Source organism: Chryseobacterium flavum, assembly GCF_003385595.1.
GTDB classification, from domain to species: Bacteria; Bacteroidota; Bacteroidia; order Flavobacteriales; family Weeksellaceae; genus Chryseobacterium; species Chryseobacterium flavum.
Genome location: NZ_QNUE01000010.1, coordinates 26,283 through 41,922, shown reverse-complemented (window position 1 = coordinate 41,922; position 15,640 = coordinate 26,283). Strand labels below are relative to the sequence as shown.

Below are 15,640 nucleotides of genomic sequence, written 5' to 3'. Positions count from 1 at the left end.
TTATGTCTCCGTTTTTTATGACTTAGGTCATAATGCTTTATTTTTAATTATTTCGCAAATTTTTTTGTACCTGCTACACAAAGGATCACTCCAATAGTAACCCCGAGCATACCAAAACTTACCTGTTCATGCAGGAGGTATGCAGCCAGGGCAAGGCCAAAAAACGGCTGGAGCAGCTGGAGCTGTCCCACAGAAGTAATACCACCCTGCGCCAGTCCTTTATACCAGAAAATAAATCCTATAAACATACTGAATAAGGAAATGTAACCCAATCCAAACCACCCTTTAAAGCTTATTATTTTGAGATCATCCGGAAAATAAATAAAAAATAAAAGAAGCATTGCCGGTAAAGATATGATCAGCGCCCAGGAAATCACCTGCCAGCCTCCGAGTGTTTTTGAGAGTTTAGCACCTTCGGCATAGCCCAGCCCACAAAGGGCTACAGCAAGAAGCATCAGAACATCCCCTATGGGAGATGCTGAGATTCCCTGAGCAAATGCATATCCTATTACCAGAAGACTTCCTGCAACTGAAAAAAGCCAGAATATAGGATGGGGCTTCTCTCCGCCTCTTAATACACCAAAAATGGCTGTTGCCAGCGGAAGCATTCCTAAAAACACAATAGAATGGGCAGATGACACATATTGCAACGCCAGGGATGATAAGAGAGGAAATCCTATAACGCACCCGACTGCAACCAAAACCAACGAAAAAAACTGTTCTTTTTCCGGACGTTTTTCATTATATAACACTAGCACAGAAAGCGCCAGGATACCTGCTATCACTGCACGGGCAATTGTTACAAATATGGGACTCATCTCCATTACTGCCAGTTTTGTTGCCGGCATTGATCCGCTGAAAAGCAATACGCCTATGAAACCATTGATCCATCCGCTCGCAATCTGGTCTTTTGATGTTTTATTTTTTATCATTAATTTAAATTTAATTATTATTCAAAATTAGAGCGCTTCATTTGATAAACACAGTCTCAGTTTTGTATATTTGTATGAGCACAGTTTGAAAATATGAGCAGAGAATTTTTATATACGGAAATAGCAGATGGCATTGCGTCACAGATCAGGAACGGTCTTCTCAAAACAGGCGATAAACTTCCTTCGGTCAGAATGTTGTGTAATGAACATCAGGTAAGTATGAATACTGCAAAACGTGTTTTTCTGGAGCTTGAATCCCAGTCCCTGATAGAATCAAGGCCACAATCGGGCTATTTTGTGAGCCAGCTTTTATCAGTGAAACTTCCATTGCCTGAAGTAAGCCGGCCGTCATTAATTGCCAATAATGATGAACCTGATGAACTCATCAGCAAAGTGTATGAAAATATGGGACGAAAAGACCTGACTTTTTTCTCTATTGGAATTCCATCGGGTGATCTGCTGCCTCAGGCTAAACTTAAAAAAGAAATTGTAAATGCAACCCGGGAGCTGAAAGATGGAGGAACAGAATATGAAGAACTGCAGGGAAACATTAAATTACGCAGAATGATTGCTGTCCGTTCTCTGCAATGGGGAGGAAACTTCCATGAAACGGATCTGATTACAACTAACGGCGGAATGAACGCATTGTCTTTCTGTCTGATGGCTTTAGGGAAGCCCGGTGATACTATTGCTATTGAAAGTCCGTGTTATCCCGGAATTTTACAGCTGGCGAACGGATTAGGCCTCAGGGTTCTGGAATTGCCTACCCATCCTACAACCGGAATTGAAATTGAAGCACTGAAAAAACTACTTCCCAGGATTGACCTGTGTCTGCTGATTCCTAATTTTAATTCTCCGCTGGGAAGCTGTATGCCTGATGAGAATAAAAAAGAGATTGTAAAAATATTATCTGAACATAATATTCCATTGATTGAAGATGATGTGTACGGAGATCTGTATTTTGGTTCAAACCGGCCAAAATGCTGTAAATCTTTTGACAAAGACGACAATGTATTGTATTGCAGTTCTATTTCTAAAACACTTGCTCCCGGATATCGTGTCGGATGGATCGCTCCCGGAAAATATAAAGACAAGATTATGAAACTTAAGCTTTTGCATTCCACTTCATCAATTTCCATTGTCAATGAAGCTGTCGCTAATTTCCTGAAATCCGGAAGGTATGAAAAACATCTTCAGCAATTGCGTAAAACCTTGCAGAGCAATTATCAGAATTATGTTCAGACCATTGCAGAATCATTTCCTGAAGGAACAAAAACAAGCCGGCCGCAAGGAGGGTTATCTCTCTGGGTGGAATTGGATAAAGACATCCGTACTACAGAATTATACGACCTTGCTATCAAACAGAATATAAGTATAGCTCCCGGAAGGATGTTTACCCTCCAGGAGCAGTTTGAAAACTGTATGAGACTATGCATAGGGCTTCCATGGTCAGAAGAAACGCAGGCTAAACTCAGACAGGTTGGAAATCTGGCAAAAAAGATGTAGCTTTTTATTATTTGTTATCGGGGACAAAATTTTTTCTTGCAAGCTCTTTCCTTACACGGCTTAAGCTTTCCGGAGTAATCCCCAGATAAGAGGCAATCATCCATTGAGGTACTCTAAGTAACAAGTCCGGATACATTTTGATAAACTTCATATATCTTTCTTCGGCAGTTTCGCCCAGTAAAGAATTAATTCTGTTTTGAAGACTTCTGATATGCTTCTGAAGAAGGAAGTCACTCCTTTCAATGCTGTTGGGAAATTGTTCAACCAGTTTATTAAAAAAATCGGGGTGAAGGAACAATACCTCCGAATCTTCAACAGCTTCTATATAATAGTTTGAATTTTCATTAAAATAAAGACTGCTCCTGTCAGAAATCAGCCAGCTTTCAGGGGCGAACTGTATAATGTGTTCCTTTCCGTTTTTATCAATGGAATACATTTTTAACAACCCTTTTTCAACAAAGAAAATATGTCTGCAGATTTCACCGTACTGAAGGAGAAACTGGTTTTTAGGAATTTTCTTTACTTCGTAATGCAGGCTGCAGGCATTCACATTTTGGAGGGGAACATTTAATACTTTGGCTAAGTAATTATTTATATTTTTCATTTTATAATCTGGCTTAAAGAGATATCCTGATGTGAAGCACTATTAACGGCTTTTCCGTTTTCTACAACAATTAATTGCGGACTTTCATGTCTTATGTCAAAATTATCTGCAATTTTATTGGAAAGAGGTCTGTGAGCTAACAGGTCCAGATAATAGAGTTCTGCTTTCTGATCCGAATTCTCAACTTCTTTTTCAAAATTCTTCAATACTGTTCTGCTTATAAAGCAGCTTGTTGAATGCTTGAAAATTGCTATTTTATGATGGTGGGAATTCTCAATGGCCTTGGTCAGGTCTTCTTCAGATTCTATCTTTTTCCAGAAAGATTTATGGTCAGGGGCTTCATTTTTACCACCGAATATTTTATCAAAGAAACTCATACATTAAATTGTTTTAAATGATGATCAAGATGTTTATATTCTAAAAACTGCCAGTCTTTTTCAGTCATATTCCCGAATAAACTGTGATGATCCGGCAGTGTTTTGCTTTTACATGCTGTCCGGAACTCCTCCAGAGTTTTCAGGAGATTGTTTTTTGATTCATCAAAATCACACTCAAAATTAACAATTAGTTTTTGAAATGTAGGCATGTTTCTGGGAATTCCGTTATTGAAAATATGCATTTCTATTTTAGTAACAATCCCGATGGCTTTAAAAGCATAATTGATCCTGGGAAGCTCGGTCTTTTTAAGGGCAATCTGGAGTACAAGATCACAATGTTTTAGCATCTGGCATACGTTCATGCGTCCCCATTTCCCCCGGGAATTTTCTGACAGCCTGGAAATCCTGTCTACAATTTCGTCATAATAAACAGGATGATGAAGACTCTTTTTTACCAACCTTTTTCTTTCTTCAGGTTTTCAATATGTGCAAAATGGTGATGACAATGCCAGACATATAGAGCCAGACTTTCCCTGAGGTTATAGCTTCTGTTGTGTTCAGGATGGTGAAAGGTTCTCTCAAATTGTTTATTGGTAAGGCTCTTAAGAAGGACTACCCATCTCTGATGTGTTCCTTTTAACATTCTCATTGCTGGCTTTACCGGCATTTGAAAACTGTCCTGAAGTTCTGCCCATTTGGCTTCGTCATACGGTTTTATGGTAGGATTATCTTCTGTAAGAGCCAGTTTAAAGCGGATAAAACTGTTCATGTGACTGTCTGCAAGATGATTCACAAGCTGCCTTACAGTCCATCCTTCTTCTCTGTAAGGCGTATCAAGCTGGTCATCCGTAAAGTTTTCAATGAGGTTTTTTAGTCTGCCCGGAAAGTCTTTGATGATTTTAATATAAGAATCCAGGGTGGTATCACAAATATTTTCAGGCGCTTCAAATGGTCCTATTGGAAATTTCTTTTTCTCTAAATCACTCATTGTTCAGGTTTTAATTTTTAAATATTGCCGATTTGTCCGATAATTCATTTTTGGACAATTTTTTGTGCATTAGTTTTGTAAATTTATCAAAAATTCGAGAAATCTAGATATGAAAAAAGCGTTAATAATAGTCGATGTACAGAATGATTTTTGTGAAGGCGGAGCACTTGCAGTTCCCGGAGCCGGGGAAATTATTCCATATATCAATCTTTTAATGGAAGAAAATGAATATGACCAGGTTGTGTTGACCCAGGACTGGCATCCAGCAGGGCATAAAAGCTTTGCAAGCAGTAATGACAGAAAAGTAGGAGAAAGTATTATTTTAAACGGGGTGCCACAGTTTATGTGGCCGGACCACTGTATTCAGGGGACTTTTGGCGCTGAATTTCATAAAGATCTGAATAGGGATAAAGTAACTCATATTATACAGAAAGGGAAAAATCCGGAAATTGACAGTTACAGTGGTTTTCAGGATAATAATCACTTTATGAAAACAGGATTGGACGATTTCCTGAAATATCATGATATCCAACTGGTGGAAATCGTAGGTCTGGCATTGGATTATTGTGTGAAATTTACCTGTCTGGATGCAGTTGCCAACGGATATATCACCTGCCTTCATTTTAATGGTACCCGTGCAGTAAATGTAAAACCGGATAATGGCAGAGATGCAATCTATGAAATGATTGAAAAGGGAGTAACTGTATTAGGATAGTCCTATAAGAAAAAACAAAGCGCAGAAAATATTCTGCGCTTTTACTTTTATATCCTGAATGTTGAATATAAGATCCATTGGAAACCTGGATAAGATAATCCAGGCTTATAATGCATGATCTTTTACAACATTTTAAGATTATTCACTTCCAGTTCTGTAAGAATTCTCCAGTGTCCTCTTTTGATGTTCTTCTTTGTAAGTCCTGCAAACATAACACGGTCTAAAGCTTCTACCTCATACCCCAATCTCTGGAATATTCTTCTGATCACACGGTTCCATCCGATGTGAATTTCAATTCCAACTTCATTTTTAGGCTTTCCTTCAATATAAGAAATCTGATCAACAACAGCTACTCCCTCATCCAGGCGGATTCCTTCTGCAATAAGACGTAAATCTTCACCGGTAAGCTTCTTATCAAGAGTTACATGGTAGATTTTTCTGGCATCAAAAGAAGGATGGGTCAGTTTCTTTGTCATATGTCCATCATTGGTTAGCAAAATAACTCCTGTCGTTGAACGGTCCAGCCTCCCTACCGGGAAAAGTCTGTAAGGAGAAGCATTCGCTACAAGATCCATTACTGTTTTTCTTGCCTTATCATCTTTAGTGGTGGAAATATATCCTTTAGGCTTATTTAAAAGAACATATACCGGTTTTTCAGGAGTAATACTCTGCCCGTCAAAAACCACCCTGTCAGTTTTCTGTACCTGGTATCCCATCTCGGTTACCACTTTTCCGTTGACTTCTACCAGCCCCTGAGTAATTAATTCATCAGCTTCTCTTCTGCTGCAAATTCCGGAATTAGCGATATACTTATTGAGACGGATACTGTCTTTATGAACATCTTTTTCGATCTTGTTCAATCTTCTTTTCTGTACAAAAGATTTTGCTTTATCCTCATTCCTTTCATCACCAGATGGTCTTCGTCCATATTTCAGGCTGCCTCTTTCATACTTATCTCTTGTATCAAAGTTTTTTCCTCCCCTTTTAGATTTACCGAAAGATTTTTTTTCATAACTCTCACTTTTATTAGTGATGTATGGCTTTTTTCCTGATTTTGATTCAAAATCATCACCGGAATTTTCAAAGCTTTCCGTATTTTTTCTAAAGGGCTTTTTGTCAAATTTTGAATTGGATCCTTTATGTTCCGGACCTTTTCTTCCTCCGTCTTTTGAAAAAGATTTCTTGAAAGATTTTGACCCTGAGGAATTTCCAGATTTGGAAGCACGAGAATCATCAGAACTTTTTCTTGTTGAAATTCTTGGTCTTTTTGGTTTTTCTGAATTATTATTATCTCTGCTCATTCTAAAAATTTCTGCAAAGATAGTAATTTAGTTACGAGTTAAAAATTAAGAATCATAACTTTGCAGTATAGTTTACTTTTTAACTTTACAGAAAATTGAAGATGATTACAATATTAAACGATAATTTCAATGAACTGAACCAGTTTCTCCACGAAAAATCATTCAGTAAAATTTTTATACTGGTAGATGAGAATACTCATGAATATTGCCTCCCGGTTCTGCTGGGAAATATGGAAACAGACCTTGGTTTTGAAATTCTGGAAATTGAAGCCGGTGAAGAAATGAAAAATATTCAGACTGCTAACCAGCTTTGGGAGATTCTTACGGAAATGCAGGCGGACAGAAAAGCACTGGTTATCAATCTTGGTGGCGGTGTAATTACGGATATGGGAGGTTTTGTAGCTTCTACCTATAAAAGAGGGATTCAGTTTATCAATATTCCTACAACTCTTCTTTCCATGTGTGATGCTTCAATTGGAGGAAAAACGGGCATTGACCTGATGCATTATAAAAATATGGTGGGGACATTTGCTTTTCCTGAGCAAATATTTATTTATCCTAAATTCCTGGAAACCCTGCCGTTTAAAGAGTTAAGAAGCGGTTTTGCAGAAATGCTTAAACATGGGCTGATTGCAGATAGAGCCCACTGGGACCAATTGATTCAGATTCACAAGCTTGATGTAGAGGCTGTTATTCCTCACATTCAAACATCAATGAATATTAAGCAGGAAGTAGTGGAAAAAGATTTTCATGAAAAAAATATCAGAAAGACACTGAACTTTGGACATACTATAGGACATGCAGTAGAAAGTTTATGCCTGCAACAGGGAAATCCGATACTTCATGGTGAAGCTGTAGCAATGGGAATGATTTGTGAAGCTCACCTTGGTTATCTTGAAAATCTTATTTCCGAAGAGGATTCGCAGCGCATTATTGAAAATATCCAACGTTATTATCCTTATTTGGACATCAGTGATTTTAAAGATGATGATATTACCGCCTTATTACTTAATGATAAAAAGAATACTGATAGCAAAATCAATTTTTCCCTGTTATCGGAAATCGGGAAATGCACCTATGATTATCAGTGCAGCCAGAAAAACATTCTTGAATCTCTGCATTTTTACAGAAAACTCAATGATGCGTAACTGTTTCAGTAGAATCAAAATGAAAAATATAGCTTGATTTTGACAAAATTGTCAATTTAGAGTTTTTCTAAACAAATGTTTATTTAGTTAAATATATATTTGTATATCAATAACTTAAATCTAAAACCACTTATGTTATAAGTGGTTTTATTATTGATTTTAATCATAAAAAATAATTTTGGCAAGCAATTTGGAAGATACTCTGCGTTCAACTGAAATGTTGACAGTAGTAAAATTTAAAATTAAGAAAGAGTAAAATTAAAAAATTAAAGTTATGAAAAAGTTAATTTTAGGATTAGCAGTAACTGCAAGCACGTTAGCATTCGCTCAACAGACAACATCTACAAGTTCAGCAACATTCGGGGTGAAAGGAGGAATGAACGTATCTTCACTTTCTAACGGTGCTGACTTAAGTGATTCAAAATCAAAAATTGGTTTTAATGCAGGTGTTTTCGCTAATATCCCACTAGCAAGTTCATTCAGTGTACAACCTGAGGTTCTTTATAATGATTTAGGTTCAAAAGTAACCAGAGAATTTACTGCAGGAGGAAATACCTATAGAAATGAATATTCAAGAAATTTAGGATATATTGCGGTTCCTGTAATGTTCCAGTATAATGCCACTCCTGAGTTCTTCCTTGAAGCAGGACCGGAGTTCGGATTCCTGGTAAGTGCTAAGGATAAGATTAAAAATTCAACAAACAGTAACAGCAGCACTCAAATCGCTACCCTTGATAAAGATGATTTCCAAACGTTCAACTTTGGTATCGGTATTGGAGCGGGGTATTATTTCCTTCCTAATTTAGGGATTACAGCAAGATATACAGCGGGCCTTACGGACATTTATAAGAATAATTCCGGTGATGCTGTAAAAAATAATGTATTCCAGGTTGGATTAGCTTATAAATTCAAATAATAAGCTGTTTCACATTCACTAACAAATTTTATATTCAATAGAAGATCAGATTAATTTAATCTGGTCTTTTTTTTGTTTAAAATCATAAAATATGTTAATAAAACATATTACCATTTATCCTTTTAACTCTTATATAAGGAGAGTTATTTATTATAAAATATTGAATATTTTTAACTTAAGAGGGATTTTGTGTATTGTTATTTTATCTTGGCACGATGTTTGATAATAAATAAAATGTTAAATAAAACTTAAAAACTATTAAATAATACTTATGAAAAAGATTTTTCTAGGTCTTGCACTTATAGCAGGCACTTTCACTTTCGCACAAAAAACTTCTACCAATACTTCTTCGTCACCGGTTAGATTTGGTTTAAAAGCCGGTCTTAATGTTTCAGGTCTTTCCAACGATGCATGGAATTCAAAAGCTGGATTTTATGGCGGTGTATTCGCAAATATTCCTGTAGCTCAGGATTTCTCAATCCAGCCGGAAGTTTTGTATAGCGGTATGGGAGCAAAAGCCGAGTCAAACAGTGATGTTAAACTGAACATGGATTACATTTCAGTACCGGTTATGTTCCAGTATAATGCACTTCCTAATCTGTATTTAGAAGCAGGTCCTCAATTTAGCTTCCTGTTAAGCTCAAAATTAAAAGACAATTCAAATTCTCTTGATGTTAAAGATGGAATGAAGACTTTTGATTTTGGTCTTGGTATTGGTGCCGGTTACTACTTTACTCCAAATATCGGAGTTAACGTCAGATATGTTGCCGGATTATCCGATACCCTTGAAAACAGACCTAACGGTACTAATTCTTTAAAAAACAATGTATTCCAGGTTGGATTAGCTTATAAATTCTAATATAAGACATACTTTTTAAATATTAAAAGGTCAGGTTATTATTTAACCCGACCTTTTTTATGCAAAATACTTTGGCAAGGAATTTGCAAATTGAAGTACTGATTGTACTATTATAATATTCCTCAATTATAATACCTGTTCATTTGAAATACATATACTCCACTTATCATTTCAAACTTAAACCAGTATCAAAAAGAATTAAGAATATTACAGCTACGAAATAAGCAATACATTTTGATTTCAATAGAAAAGGTTGGACTTTAATTTTTAAGTCTGACCTTTTCATTTATTATATGTTGTTAAGTTCAGGTATCCTGTATAAATTGATCTGATAGTTTACCTTTATTTTCTGAATTATAGAAACAGCAACCATAAACCTTATCACAAACTTAAAAAAACAGATATATTCTATCAGAGAAATTAAGTTTAAAAATTATCATAATATTCTATATACATTGAAATATTTTAAACAAACAACTGCTTTTAGTGTCTTTTTTTAACAAGAAAAAACCTTGCTCAACGGTCTGTTAATCAGGGTTTGGTGAGTTTGGCAAGCATTTTGTAAAATAACAGAGACAAATAGTAAAATTAAAAATAGAAATTATGAAGAAGTTATTTTTAGGATTTGCATTAACGGCTGGTACGTTAGCTTTCGCCCAGGAAACAGAAACTGTAAAATCATCTCCACTTAAAAATGATGTTCAGCCTGTCAGATTTGGTATTAAAGCCGGAGGTAACTCTGCTTACATGAGCCAGCAAAGCTTTGGTCTTAACAGCCAGAAATTAGGATTCCATGCAGGGGTTTTGGTTAATATTCCAATCTCTAAACAATTCAGCTTACAACCTGAGGTATTATATAATCAGATGGGAGCAAGAGATGTCGCTTATTCAACCGAAGAAGTGCAAGGAGCTACTACTATAAAAACCAAAGGTCAGGATAAACTGACAATGAATTATATCTCAGTTCCTGTAATGGTTCAAATGAAGCCATTTGAAGGGTTTTATATTGAAGCAGGACCTGAATTCAGTTATTTTCTGAATGGTAAAACGAAAGGAGAAGCTACGGTTGCCAGTACTACAGGAGGTATTACTACAACCACAACAGAATCTCACTCTGAAGATCTTAACAAGGATAATATCAACAAATTTAATTTTGGTTTAGGACTTGGTCTGGGATATGACATTACACCTAACATCGGGATCAATGCAAGATACGTGAACAGCTTGACAAAGATTGATAAAAGAGTTCCGGCTGCTGATAATAACAACAGGGTATTCCAGTTAGGTCTGAATTATAAATTTTAATTAGATTTAATCAATTTTTTTAACTCCAAATGCAGTTTATGCATTGAAAATGGCCGGAATTTTTTCCGGCCATTTTTTTATTAATGATAAGCTATTCAAATATTCTGGGATCATCACTGATGGCTCCGTCTATTCCCATTGTTTTCAATTCCTCTAATCTTTCTTTGCTGTTAACCGTCCAGGGAATGACCTTCATTCCTGCAGCATGACATTCTTTAATCAACTGAGGAGTAACAAGGGAATGTTCCGGACTGTAAATGGTTGGAATAAAACTTAAAAATTTCATATCTCCGGATACTCCGTTCAGGTGATCTGGATATAATCTGAATTTTTCTACAGGTACATTTTTGAAATGGGCTCTCTGTTGTTCCAGTTTCCTGTCATCCACTTTTTCTACCAGCAAAGCGGTCATTATGCCGGGATAATCCTGATGAATGATTTCAAGCGTTCTCGGATCAAAAGACTGGATGATTACGCGATCCTGAATCCCCTTTTCTAAAATAATTTTCATCATCATCTCCACAAAATCTTTTGGTTCAGGATGAAGGATATTATCAGAAAATGGTCGTGTTTTAGTTTCTATATTATAAAAAGGTAAAGGTCTTTTCAATTCACGGGAATAGCTTTCGCAGGCATCAATTACCTCTGAAAAAAGAGGCTTCTGTACTTTGATTTTCTTTTGGTCGGGATAGTTAGACAGCTTCTTTAATCCTACATCAAATGTCTGGATTTTTGCATAATCCATCTCATAGATTTTATAATAAAAACCTGAATCCTTTGGTATATATTTCCCATCCGGTCTGGTTACTAACTCAGGAGAAAGAAAAGCATCGTGAGAAAGAATTACTTTTTTATCCTTTGTTATAGCCAGGTCCATTTCCAATGTAGTAACATTCATTTCTAATGCATTTTTCATGGCCTGAATTGTATTTTCAGGGTATAAGGTTTTTCCTCCCCGGTGAGCCTGTTTATCAAAAGACTGAGCATTGTACAGATGGATAGATACTAAAAGAATTACCGCATAAATGATCTTTTTCATATTTCTGATTATGATACAAATTTAGAGTTTACCACTACGTTGGATCATAAAGGGAATATTAACCTTTTGCTAATTTTCTATAAATACGCTCCTGCTTTACTTAGAAGGAGCTTATATGTTATTGATTAATCCGTTGGCAGAGCATAAAAAAGCCAGGCATAATGATCTTATTATACCTGGCTGCTATTTATTTTCTAAACTGAAATCAGTTAAATAAATCTACCTCCTCTCCTTTTCCTACCGGATATTCTTCTGTAAAACATCCGAAGCAGTGATTGGAAGATCCTAGAATTTCTTTCAGGTTATCTGTACTTAAAAACTCTAAAGAGTCTACTCCCAAATAATTTTTAAGTTCTTCTGTTGACATATTAGCTGAAATCAGATCGTCTTTTGAAGGCGTATCAATTCCTAAATAACAAGGTGCAATAATAGGAGGAGAAACACTTCTGAAATGAATTTCTTTTACACCTGCGTCTTTTAAAATTTTAACCAGTCTTTTAGAGGTTGTACCACGAACAATAGAGTCATCAATGATTACTACCCTTTTATCTTTTATTTCAGAGATAATCGGGTTCAATTTCAGGTTAACAACACGTTCTCTCATTTCCTGTGTTGGAACGATAAAACTTCTTCCTATATATCTGTTTTTGATCAGTACAGGGCGGAAAGGTATGCCTGAAGCTTTTGAAAATCCAATAGCGGCAGGAACTCCGGAATCCGGAACTCCGATTACAACATCAGCATCCACAGGTGCCTGTTCCCAGATTTTTTCTCCTGATTTTTCCCTGATTTCATAAACATTAATATTTTCCAGCGTTGAATCCGGTCTTGCAAAATAAATATATTCAAACGAACAGATTCTTTGCTTTCCTTTAGCTTCATCCATCATATAAGAATGAAGTTTACCCGGTTCATTTTCATTGGTATAAATAATTTCACCCGGAAGAATATCACGTACATACTGTGCTCCTACAGCGTCTAACGCTACTGATTCTGAAGCAACTACATAAGACTTTTCGTCAATTGCTCCCAAAACCAGCGGACGGATGCCATTGAAATCTCTGAATGCAAAGAATTTATTTCTTGTCATTCCTACTACAGAATACGCTCCTTCGATTTTTTCCATAGTAGCTTTAATGGCACCCCGAAGACCCAGGTCAAGGTTTTTCTGAATTAATCTCAGAATAACTTCAGAATCAGAAGTTGCTCTGAAAACTACTCCTTCAGCTTCCAGTTCAGCTTTTAATTCTTTTGCATTGGTAAGGTTTCCGTTGTGAGCAATGGAAAGTATAATCTGGTCATATTCGTTTTTAGCGAAAAATGGCTGGAAATTATATTTCTTTTTATCTCCTGCTGTCGTATAACGGGTATGTCCGATAGCAGAATTTCCCATAAAAGTTTCAGGTTCCTGAATGTCTTTATAAACGTCCAAAACCAATCCTTCATCCTTCATGTTTGTGATTTTCCCGTCTTTCAGAACAGAAATACCACACGCCTCCTGGCCCCTGTGCTGTAATGCAAAAAGTCCGAACTGTGAAAGAGAGAATGTATCCAGATCATTATCTGAATATAGTCCAAAGATCCCACATTCTTCATTGGGAGCATCCAGCCTTTCTTCTTCCTGTGTTCTGAAAAGGTTTCTGCCGTAGGTTTGGTCTTTAAACTGTTTTAAATATTCACTTTTATGAATGTCTAAACTTTTCATTTCTATTTTTTCTAATTGTAGATCTTTAGAAGTCAGATTAAGATATCAGCCCCAAAAATGACTTCAAATTGTATTTCTTACTAAAATGCTTTCGGCAGTCAGAATCTGATCTCTGACATCTGATCTGTCTTATTTCCCAAGAAGGTTTTTAAGACGGTTATAGATCTCAACGTAAGCTTCTGTAACTTCTCCCAGATCTCTTCTGAATCTGTCTTTATCCAGCTTCTTCATGGTGTCTTTATCCCAAAGTCTGCATGTATCAGGAGAAATTTCATCCGCTAAAATAATCTGGCCGTCTGAAGTTTTACCCAATTCAATTTTGAAATCTACCAGAATAATATTGATCTTGTCAAAAAGGTCAATAAGGATTTCATTGATATCTGAGGTCAATTCATACATTTCATCAAGTTCTTCGTAGGTAGCAGCACCTAAGAAAACGGCATGGTGGTCATTGATAAGCGGATCCCCCAATTCGTCTTTTTTATAACAGATGTCAAAGATGGTTACCGGGGATTTGATGCCTTCTTCAACACCTAATCTTTGGGCCATACTTCCGGCAGAATAGTTTCTTACTACCATTTCCAATGGAATGATTGATACTTTTCTTACCAATTGCTCTCTTTCGTCTAATTGCTTGATGAAATGAGTTTTGATTCCTTTTTCATTTAAGTATTCAAAGATAAGGGTTGTAATTGCATTGTTCATTTCCCCTTTCAGGTCAACCTGCCCTCTTTTTTGAGCGTTAAATGCTGTAGCATCGTCTTTGAAACGTACTACTACTTCATCAGGATTATCGGTAGCAAATACTTGTTTCGCTTTACCCTCATACAACATTTCTTTCTTTTGACTCATAATTTTACTTTCTAAATTGTAGTTAGATTTATTGATTTATTTAATTATTATTCCTGTTAAGACAGCCAGTCCGAAACTCAGCAGTGTACCAATCAGTACATATTCTGTGAGCTTTCTCTGTTTTGCCTGGGCAAGGTCACTGAATCTGAAAACAGATTTTGCAGCAACCATGAAACCTACTCCTTCCCAGTGATCCACCATTATAAAGGTGAAAACCAGTAAACGTTCTAAAATTCCGATATATTTTCCGGCACTTGTTAATGATTCGGTTTGTATATTATTGGGGCCATCCGGAGACGGTGTCCAGGATGACAAAAGTATTTTGATAAAAATAGAAGCGGGCATTGTAAGAAATAATGCCGCCATAAGTATTTTTAAAAATTCCTGGTTCTTTAAAAAGCTTAAATCAAATTCCCCGAAGTAAAAAGACACTCCCGCAATTACCAGGACATGTAAAACCTGATCAATGAAGAACCATCTTTTTTTAGTTTTGATGTTTTGAAAGGTAAGCTTAGCTGCATCAATAATGAAATGAGAAGCACCTGTCAGAACAGCTACCCACCAAAGTGTAAGATTCCACAGGAAAATTAAACTTAAAGCAGTATGTATCAGAATATGAAGATATAAAAATTTGCTTTTTAATCTGCGGTTTTCTTTATCTGCAACCCATGAATCCGGCTGAAGAATAAAATCTCCGAGTAGATGTGCCAATATGAGTTGAATAAAGATCATGATTATAATTCTGAGATTTTCTTTCTGAAGTATTGATTCGTTTCTACAATGAGCTCATAGTTGGCCCGTTTCAGTCTCTGGCTTACCGAAGATTGTGAAATTGTAAATTTCTTAGCAAGATCTTCCTGGGTGATGTCCTGATTCATAATCATTTCGTGTATGATCTCTGCAGTAGCCATAGTCCAGTTGTCAAAATCTTTAGAAGCCCATTTTAAGAGAATATTCAGATCTCTGTCTACAGACTCATTGGATGTTTTAATAGCAACAGTATGGCCATCGCTCTTCAGGTCATTTAACAATCTTCCTGAATGTACATATGCGGTACCGTTGGATTCGGTGATCTTCTCCGAAGAAAAACTTTCTTCACCTATACCTATGGCCATTCTTACGTCTAAATTTTCCTGACTTTTAATAATTGATTTTATGGCTAGAAAATACCAGAAAACATCATCAATATTACATTTGAACTGAAATTCATCTCCTCTGTAGATCTCCCATGTTTGGGGTGTGCTTCCCCAATTTTCGAGAAGATTTTTTAGTTTGGTAATCCAAACTTCCGTATCCGCATGTTGTGAATTTATAATATCACCGGTAATAACCGCTATCATACTGCAAATATAAGCATAAATACTTATAAATAAAAAATATAAGCAGAAACACT

General features: G+C 36.1%; 17 protein-coding genes. 6 read left to right on the top strand and 11 right to left on the bottom strand.

The annotated features are described in order from the left end of the window. Nucleotides 1-47 precede the first annotated feature (47 nt). A complete protein-coding gene (locus DRF59_RS13160; RefSeq protein ID WP_115960822.1) occupies nucleotides 48-932 on the bottom strand; it encodes a DMT family transporter in 885 nt (294 codons plus the stop codon). A gap of 93 nt (nucleotides 933-1,025) precedes the next feature. On the opposite strand from DRF59_RS13160, the gene DRF59_RS13155 reads away from it, so the two are divergent. Beyond that, nucleotides 1,026-2,438 (top strand): aminotransferase-like domain-containing protein, encoded by a 1,413-nt coding sequence (locus tag DRF59_RS13155; protein WP_115960819.1) that lies wholly within the window; start codon nucleotides 1,026-1,028, stop codon nucleotides 2,436-2,438. 7 nt (nucleotides 2,439-2,445) lie between these two features. Here the strand turns inward: DRF59_RS13155 and DRF59_RS13150 are convergent, their stop codons facing one another. The 4 genes from DRF59_RS13150 to DRF59_RS13135 are packed head-to-tail and all read right to left on the bottom strand — an operon-like array spanning nucleotide 2,446 to nucleotide 4,407. Continuing rightward, a complete protein-coding gene (locus DRF59_RS13150; RefSeq protein ID WP_115960817.1) occupies nucleotides 2,446-3,042 on the bottom strand; it encodes a Crp/Fnr family transcriptional regulator in 597 nt (198 codons plus the stop codon). Then, complete coding sequence (ytxJ, locus tag DRF59_RS13145; RefSeq protein WP_115960814.1) at nucleotides 3,039-3,419, bottom strand: bacillithiol system redox-active protein YtxJ; 381 nt, start codon at nucleotides 3,417-3,419, stop codon at nucleotides 3,039-3,041. Before ytxJ ends, DRF59_RS13150 begins: the two co-directional genes overlap by 4 nt. After that, nucleotides 3,416-3,877 carry a DUF1569 domain-containing protein gene (locus tag DRF59_RS13140; RefSeq protein WP_241505590.1) on the bottom strand — a complete coding sequence of 154 codons (462 nt, stop codon included), beginning with the start codon at nucleotides 3,875-3,877 and terminating at the stop codon, nucleotides 3,416-3,418. Before DRF59_RS13140 ends, ytxJ begins: the two co-directional genes overlap by 4 nt. Continuing rightward, nucleotides 3,871-4,407 (bottom strand): YfiT family bacillithiol transferase, encoded by a 537-nt coding sequence (locus DRF59_RS13135; RefSeq protein ID WP_115960811.1) that lies wholly within the window; start codon nucleotides 4,405-4,407, stop codon nucleotides 3,871-3,873. The genes DRF59_RS13140 and DRF59_RS13135 overlap by 7 nt, the downstream gene beginning before the upstream one ends. Nucleotides 4,408-4,516: 109 nt before the next feature. On the opposite strand from DRF59_RS13135, the gene pncA reads away from it, so the two are divergent. Beyond that, nucleotides 4,517-5,122 carry a bifunctional nicotinamidase/pyrazinamidase gene (gene pncA, locus DRF59_RS13130; RefSeq protein WP_115960808.1) on the top strand — a complete coding sequence of 202 codons (606 nt, stop codon included), beginning with the start codon at nucleotides 4,517-4,519 and terminating at the stop codon, nucleotides 5,120-5,122. Between the two features lie 122 nt (nucleotides 5,123-5,244). Here the strand turns inward: pncA and DRF59_RS13125 are convergent, their stop codons facing one another. Beyond that, nucleotides 5,245-6,423 (bottom strand): pseudouridine synthase, encoded by a 1,179-nt coding sequence (locus DRF59_RS13125; protein WP_241505589.1) that lies wholly within the window; start codon nucleotides 6,421-6,423, stop codon nucleotides 5,245-5,247. Nucleotides 6,424-6,524: 101 nt separating this feature from the next. On the opposite strand from DRF59_RS13125, the gene aroB reads away from it, so the two are divergent. The 4 genes from aroB (at nucleotide 6,525) to DRF59_RS13105 (ending at nucleotide 10,651) form a co-directional block, all read left to right on the top strand. After that, the gene (gene aroB, locus DRF59_RS13120) at nucleotides 6,525-7,571 is read left to right on the top strand and encodes a 3-dehydroquinate synthase (protein WP_115960805.1); all 1,047 of its coding nucleotides are present in this window, start codon (nucleotides 6,525-6,527) and stop codon (nucleotides 7,569-7,571) included. Nucleotides 7,572-7,845: 274 nt separating this feature from the next. Further along, nucleotides 7,846-8,487 (top strand): porin family protein, encoded by a 642-nt coding sequence (locus DRF59_RS13115; protein WP_115960802.1) that lies wholly within the window; start codon nucleotides 7,846-7,848, stop codon nucleotides 8,485-8,487. Nucleotides 8,488-8,758: 271 nt separating this feature from the next. Then, a complete protein-coding gene (locus DRF59_RS13110) occupies nucleotides 8,759-9,346 on the top strand; it encodes a porin family protein (protein WP_115960799.1) in 588 nt (195 codons plus the stop codon). A 603-nt stretch (nucleotides 9,347-9,949) separates the two neighbouring features. Beyond that, nucleotides 9,950-10,651, top strand: coding sequence for a porin family protein (locus DRF59_RS13105; RefSeq protein ID WP_115960796.1), 702 nt, complete (start codon nucleotides 9,950-9,952; stop codon nucleotides 10,649-10,651). Between the two features lie 91 nt (nucleotides 10,652-10,742). Here the strand turns inward: DRF59_RS13105 and DRF59_RS13100 are convergent, their stop codons facing one another. The 5 genes from DRF59_RS13100 to DRF59_RS13080 form a co-directional block, all read right to left on the bottom strand. After that, the gene (locus tag DRF59_RS13100; protein ID WP_115960793.1) at nucleotides 10,743-11,690 is read right to left on the bottom strand and encodes a glycerophosphodiester phosphodiesterase family protein; all 948 of its coding nucleotides are present in this window, start codon (nucleotides 11,688-11,690) and stop codon (nucleotides 10,743-10,745) included. Nucleotides 11,691-11,895: 205 nt separating this feature from the next. Then, a complete protein-coding gene (gene purF, locus DRF59_RS13095) occupies nucleotides 11,896-13,395 on the bottom strand; it encodes an amidophosphoribosyltransferase (protein WP_115960790.1) in 1,500 nt (499 codons plus the stop codon). Nucleotides 13,396-13,524: 129 nt separating this feature from the next. Beyond that, entirely contained in the window at nucleotides 13,525-14,247 is a 723-nt protein-coding gene (purC, locus tag DRF59_RS13090; protein ID WP_115960787.1) for a phosphoribosylaminoimidazolesuccinocarboxamide synthase, read from the bottom strand. Nucleotides 14,248-14,283: 36 nt separating this feature from the next. Further along, nucleotides 14,284-14,979 (bottom strand): DUF3307 domain-containing protein, encoded by a 696-nt coding sequence (locus DRF59_RS13085; protein ID WP_115960784.1) that lies wholly within the window; start codon nucleotides 14,977-14,979, stop codon nucleotides 14,284-14,286. A gap of 2 nt (nucleotides 14,980-14,981) precedes the next feature. Beyond that, entirely contained in the window at nucleotides 14,982-15,587 is a 606-nt protein-coding gene (locus tag DRF59_RS13080; RefSeq protein ID WP_115960781.1) for a SatD family protein, read from the bottom strand. Between the last annotated feature and the right edge of the window lie 53 nt (nucleotides 15,588-15,640).

Coding starts and splice junctions, on each gene's coding strand:
- DRF59_RS13125 (WP_241505589.1), bottom strand. CDS start 6,423: ATGAGCAGAGATAATAATAATTCAGAAAAACCAAAAAGACCAAGAATT.
- DRF59_RS13080 (WP_115960781.1), bottom strand. CDS start 15,587: ATGATAGCGGTTATTACCGGTGATATTATAAATTCACAACATGCGGAT.
- DRF59_RS13135 (WP_115960811.1), bottom strand. CDS start 4,407: ATGAGTGATTTAGAGAAAAAGAAATTTCCAATAGGACCATTTGAAGCG.
- DRF59_RS13085 (WP_115960784.1), bottom strand. CDS start 14,979: ATGATCTTTATTCAACTCATATTGGCACATCTACTCGGAGATTTTATT.
- DRF59_RS13110 (WP_115960799.1), top strand. CDS start 8,759: ATGAAAAAGATTTTTCTAGGTCTTGCACTTATAGCAGGCACTTTCACT.
- purF (WP_115960790.1), bottom strand. CDS start 13,395: ATGAAAAGTTTAGACATTCATAAAAGTGAATATTTAAAACAGTTTAAA.
- DRF59_RS13150 (WP_115960817.1), bottom strand. CDS start 3,042: ATGAAAAATATAAATAATTACTTAGCCAAAGTATTAAATGTTCCCCTC.
- pncA (WP_115960808.1), top strand. CDS start 4,517: ATGAAAAAAGCGTTAATAATAGTCGATGTACAGAATGATTTTTGTGAA.
- aroB (WP_115960805.1), top strand. CDS start 6,525: ATGATTACAATATTAAACGATAATTTCAATGAACTGAACCAGTTTCTC.
- DRF59_RS13105 (WP_115960796.1), top strand. CDS start 9,950: ATGAAGAAGTTATTTTTAGGATTTGCATTAACGGCTGGTACGTTAGCT.
- ytxJ (WP_115960814.1), bottom strand. CDS start 3,419: ATGAGTTTCTTTGATAAAATATTCGGTGGTAAAAATGAAGCCCCTGAC.
- DRF59_RS13115 (WP_115960802.1), top strand. CDS start 7,846: ATGAAAAAGTTAATTTTAGGATTAGCAGTAACTGCAAGCACGTTAGCA.
- DRF59_RS13160 (WP_115960822.1), bottom strand. CDS start 932: ATGATAAAAAATAAAACATCAAAAGACCAGATTGCGAGCGGATGGATC.
- DRF59_RS13100 (WP_115960793.1), bottom strand. CDS start 11,690: ATGAAAAAGATCATTTATGCGGTAATTCTTTTAGTATCTATCCATCTG.
- purC (WP_115960787.1), bottom strand. CDS start 14,247: ATGAGTCAAAAGAAAGAAATGTTGTATGAGGGTAAAGCGAAACAAGTA.
- DRF59_RS13155 (WP_115960819.1), top strand. CDS start 1,026: ATGAGCAGAGAATTTTTATATACGGAAATAGCAGATGGCATTGCGTCA.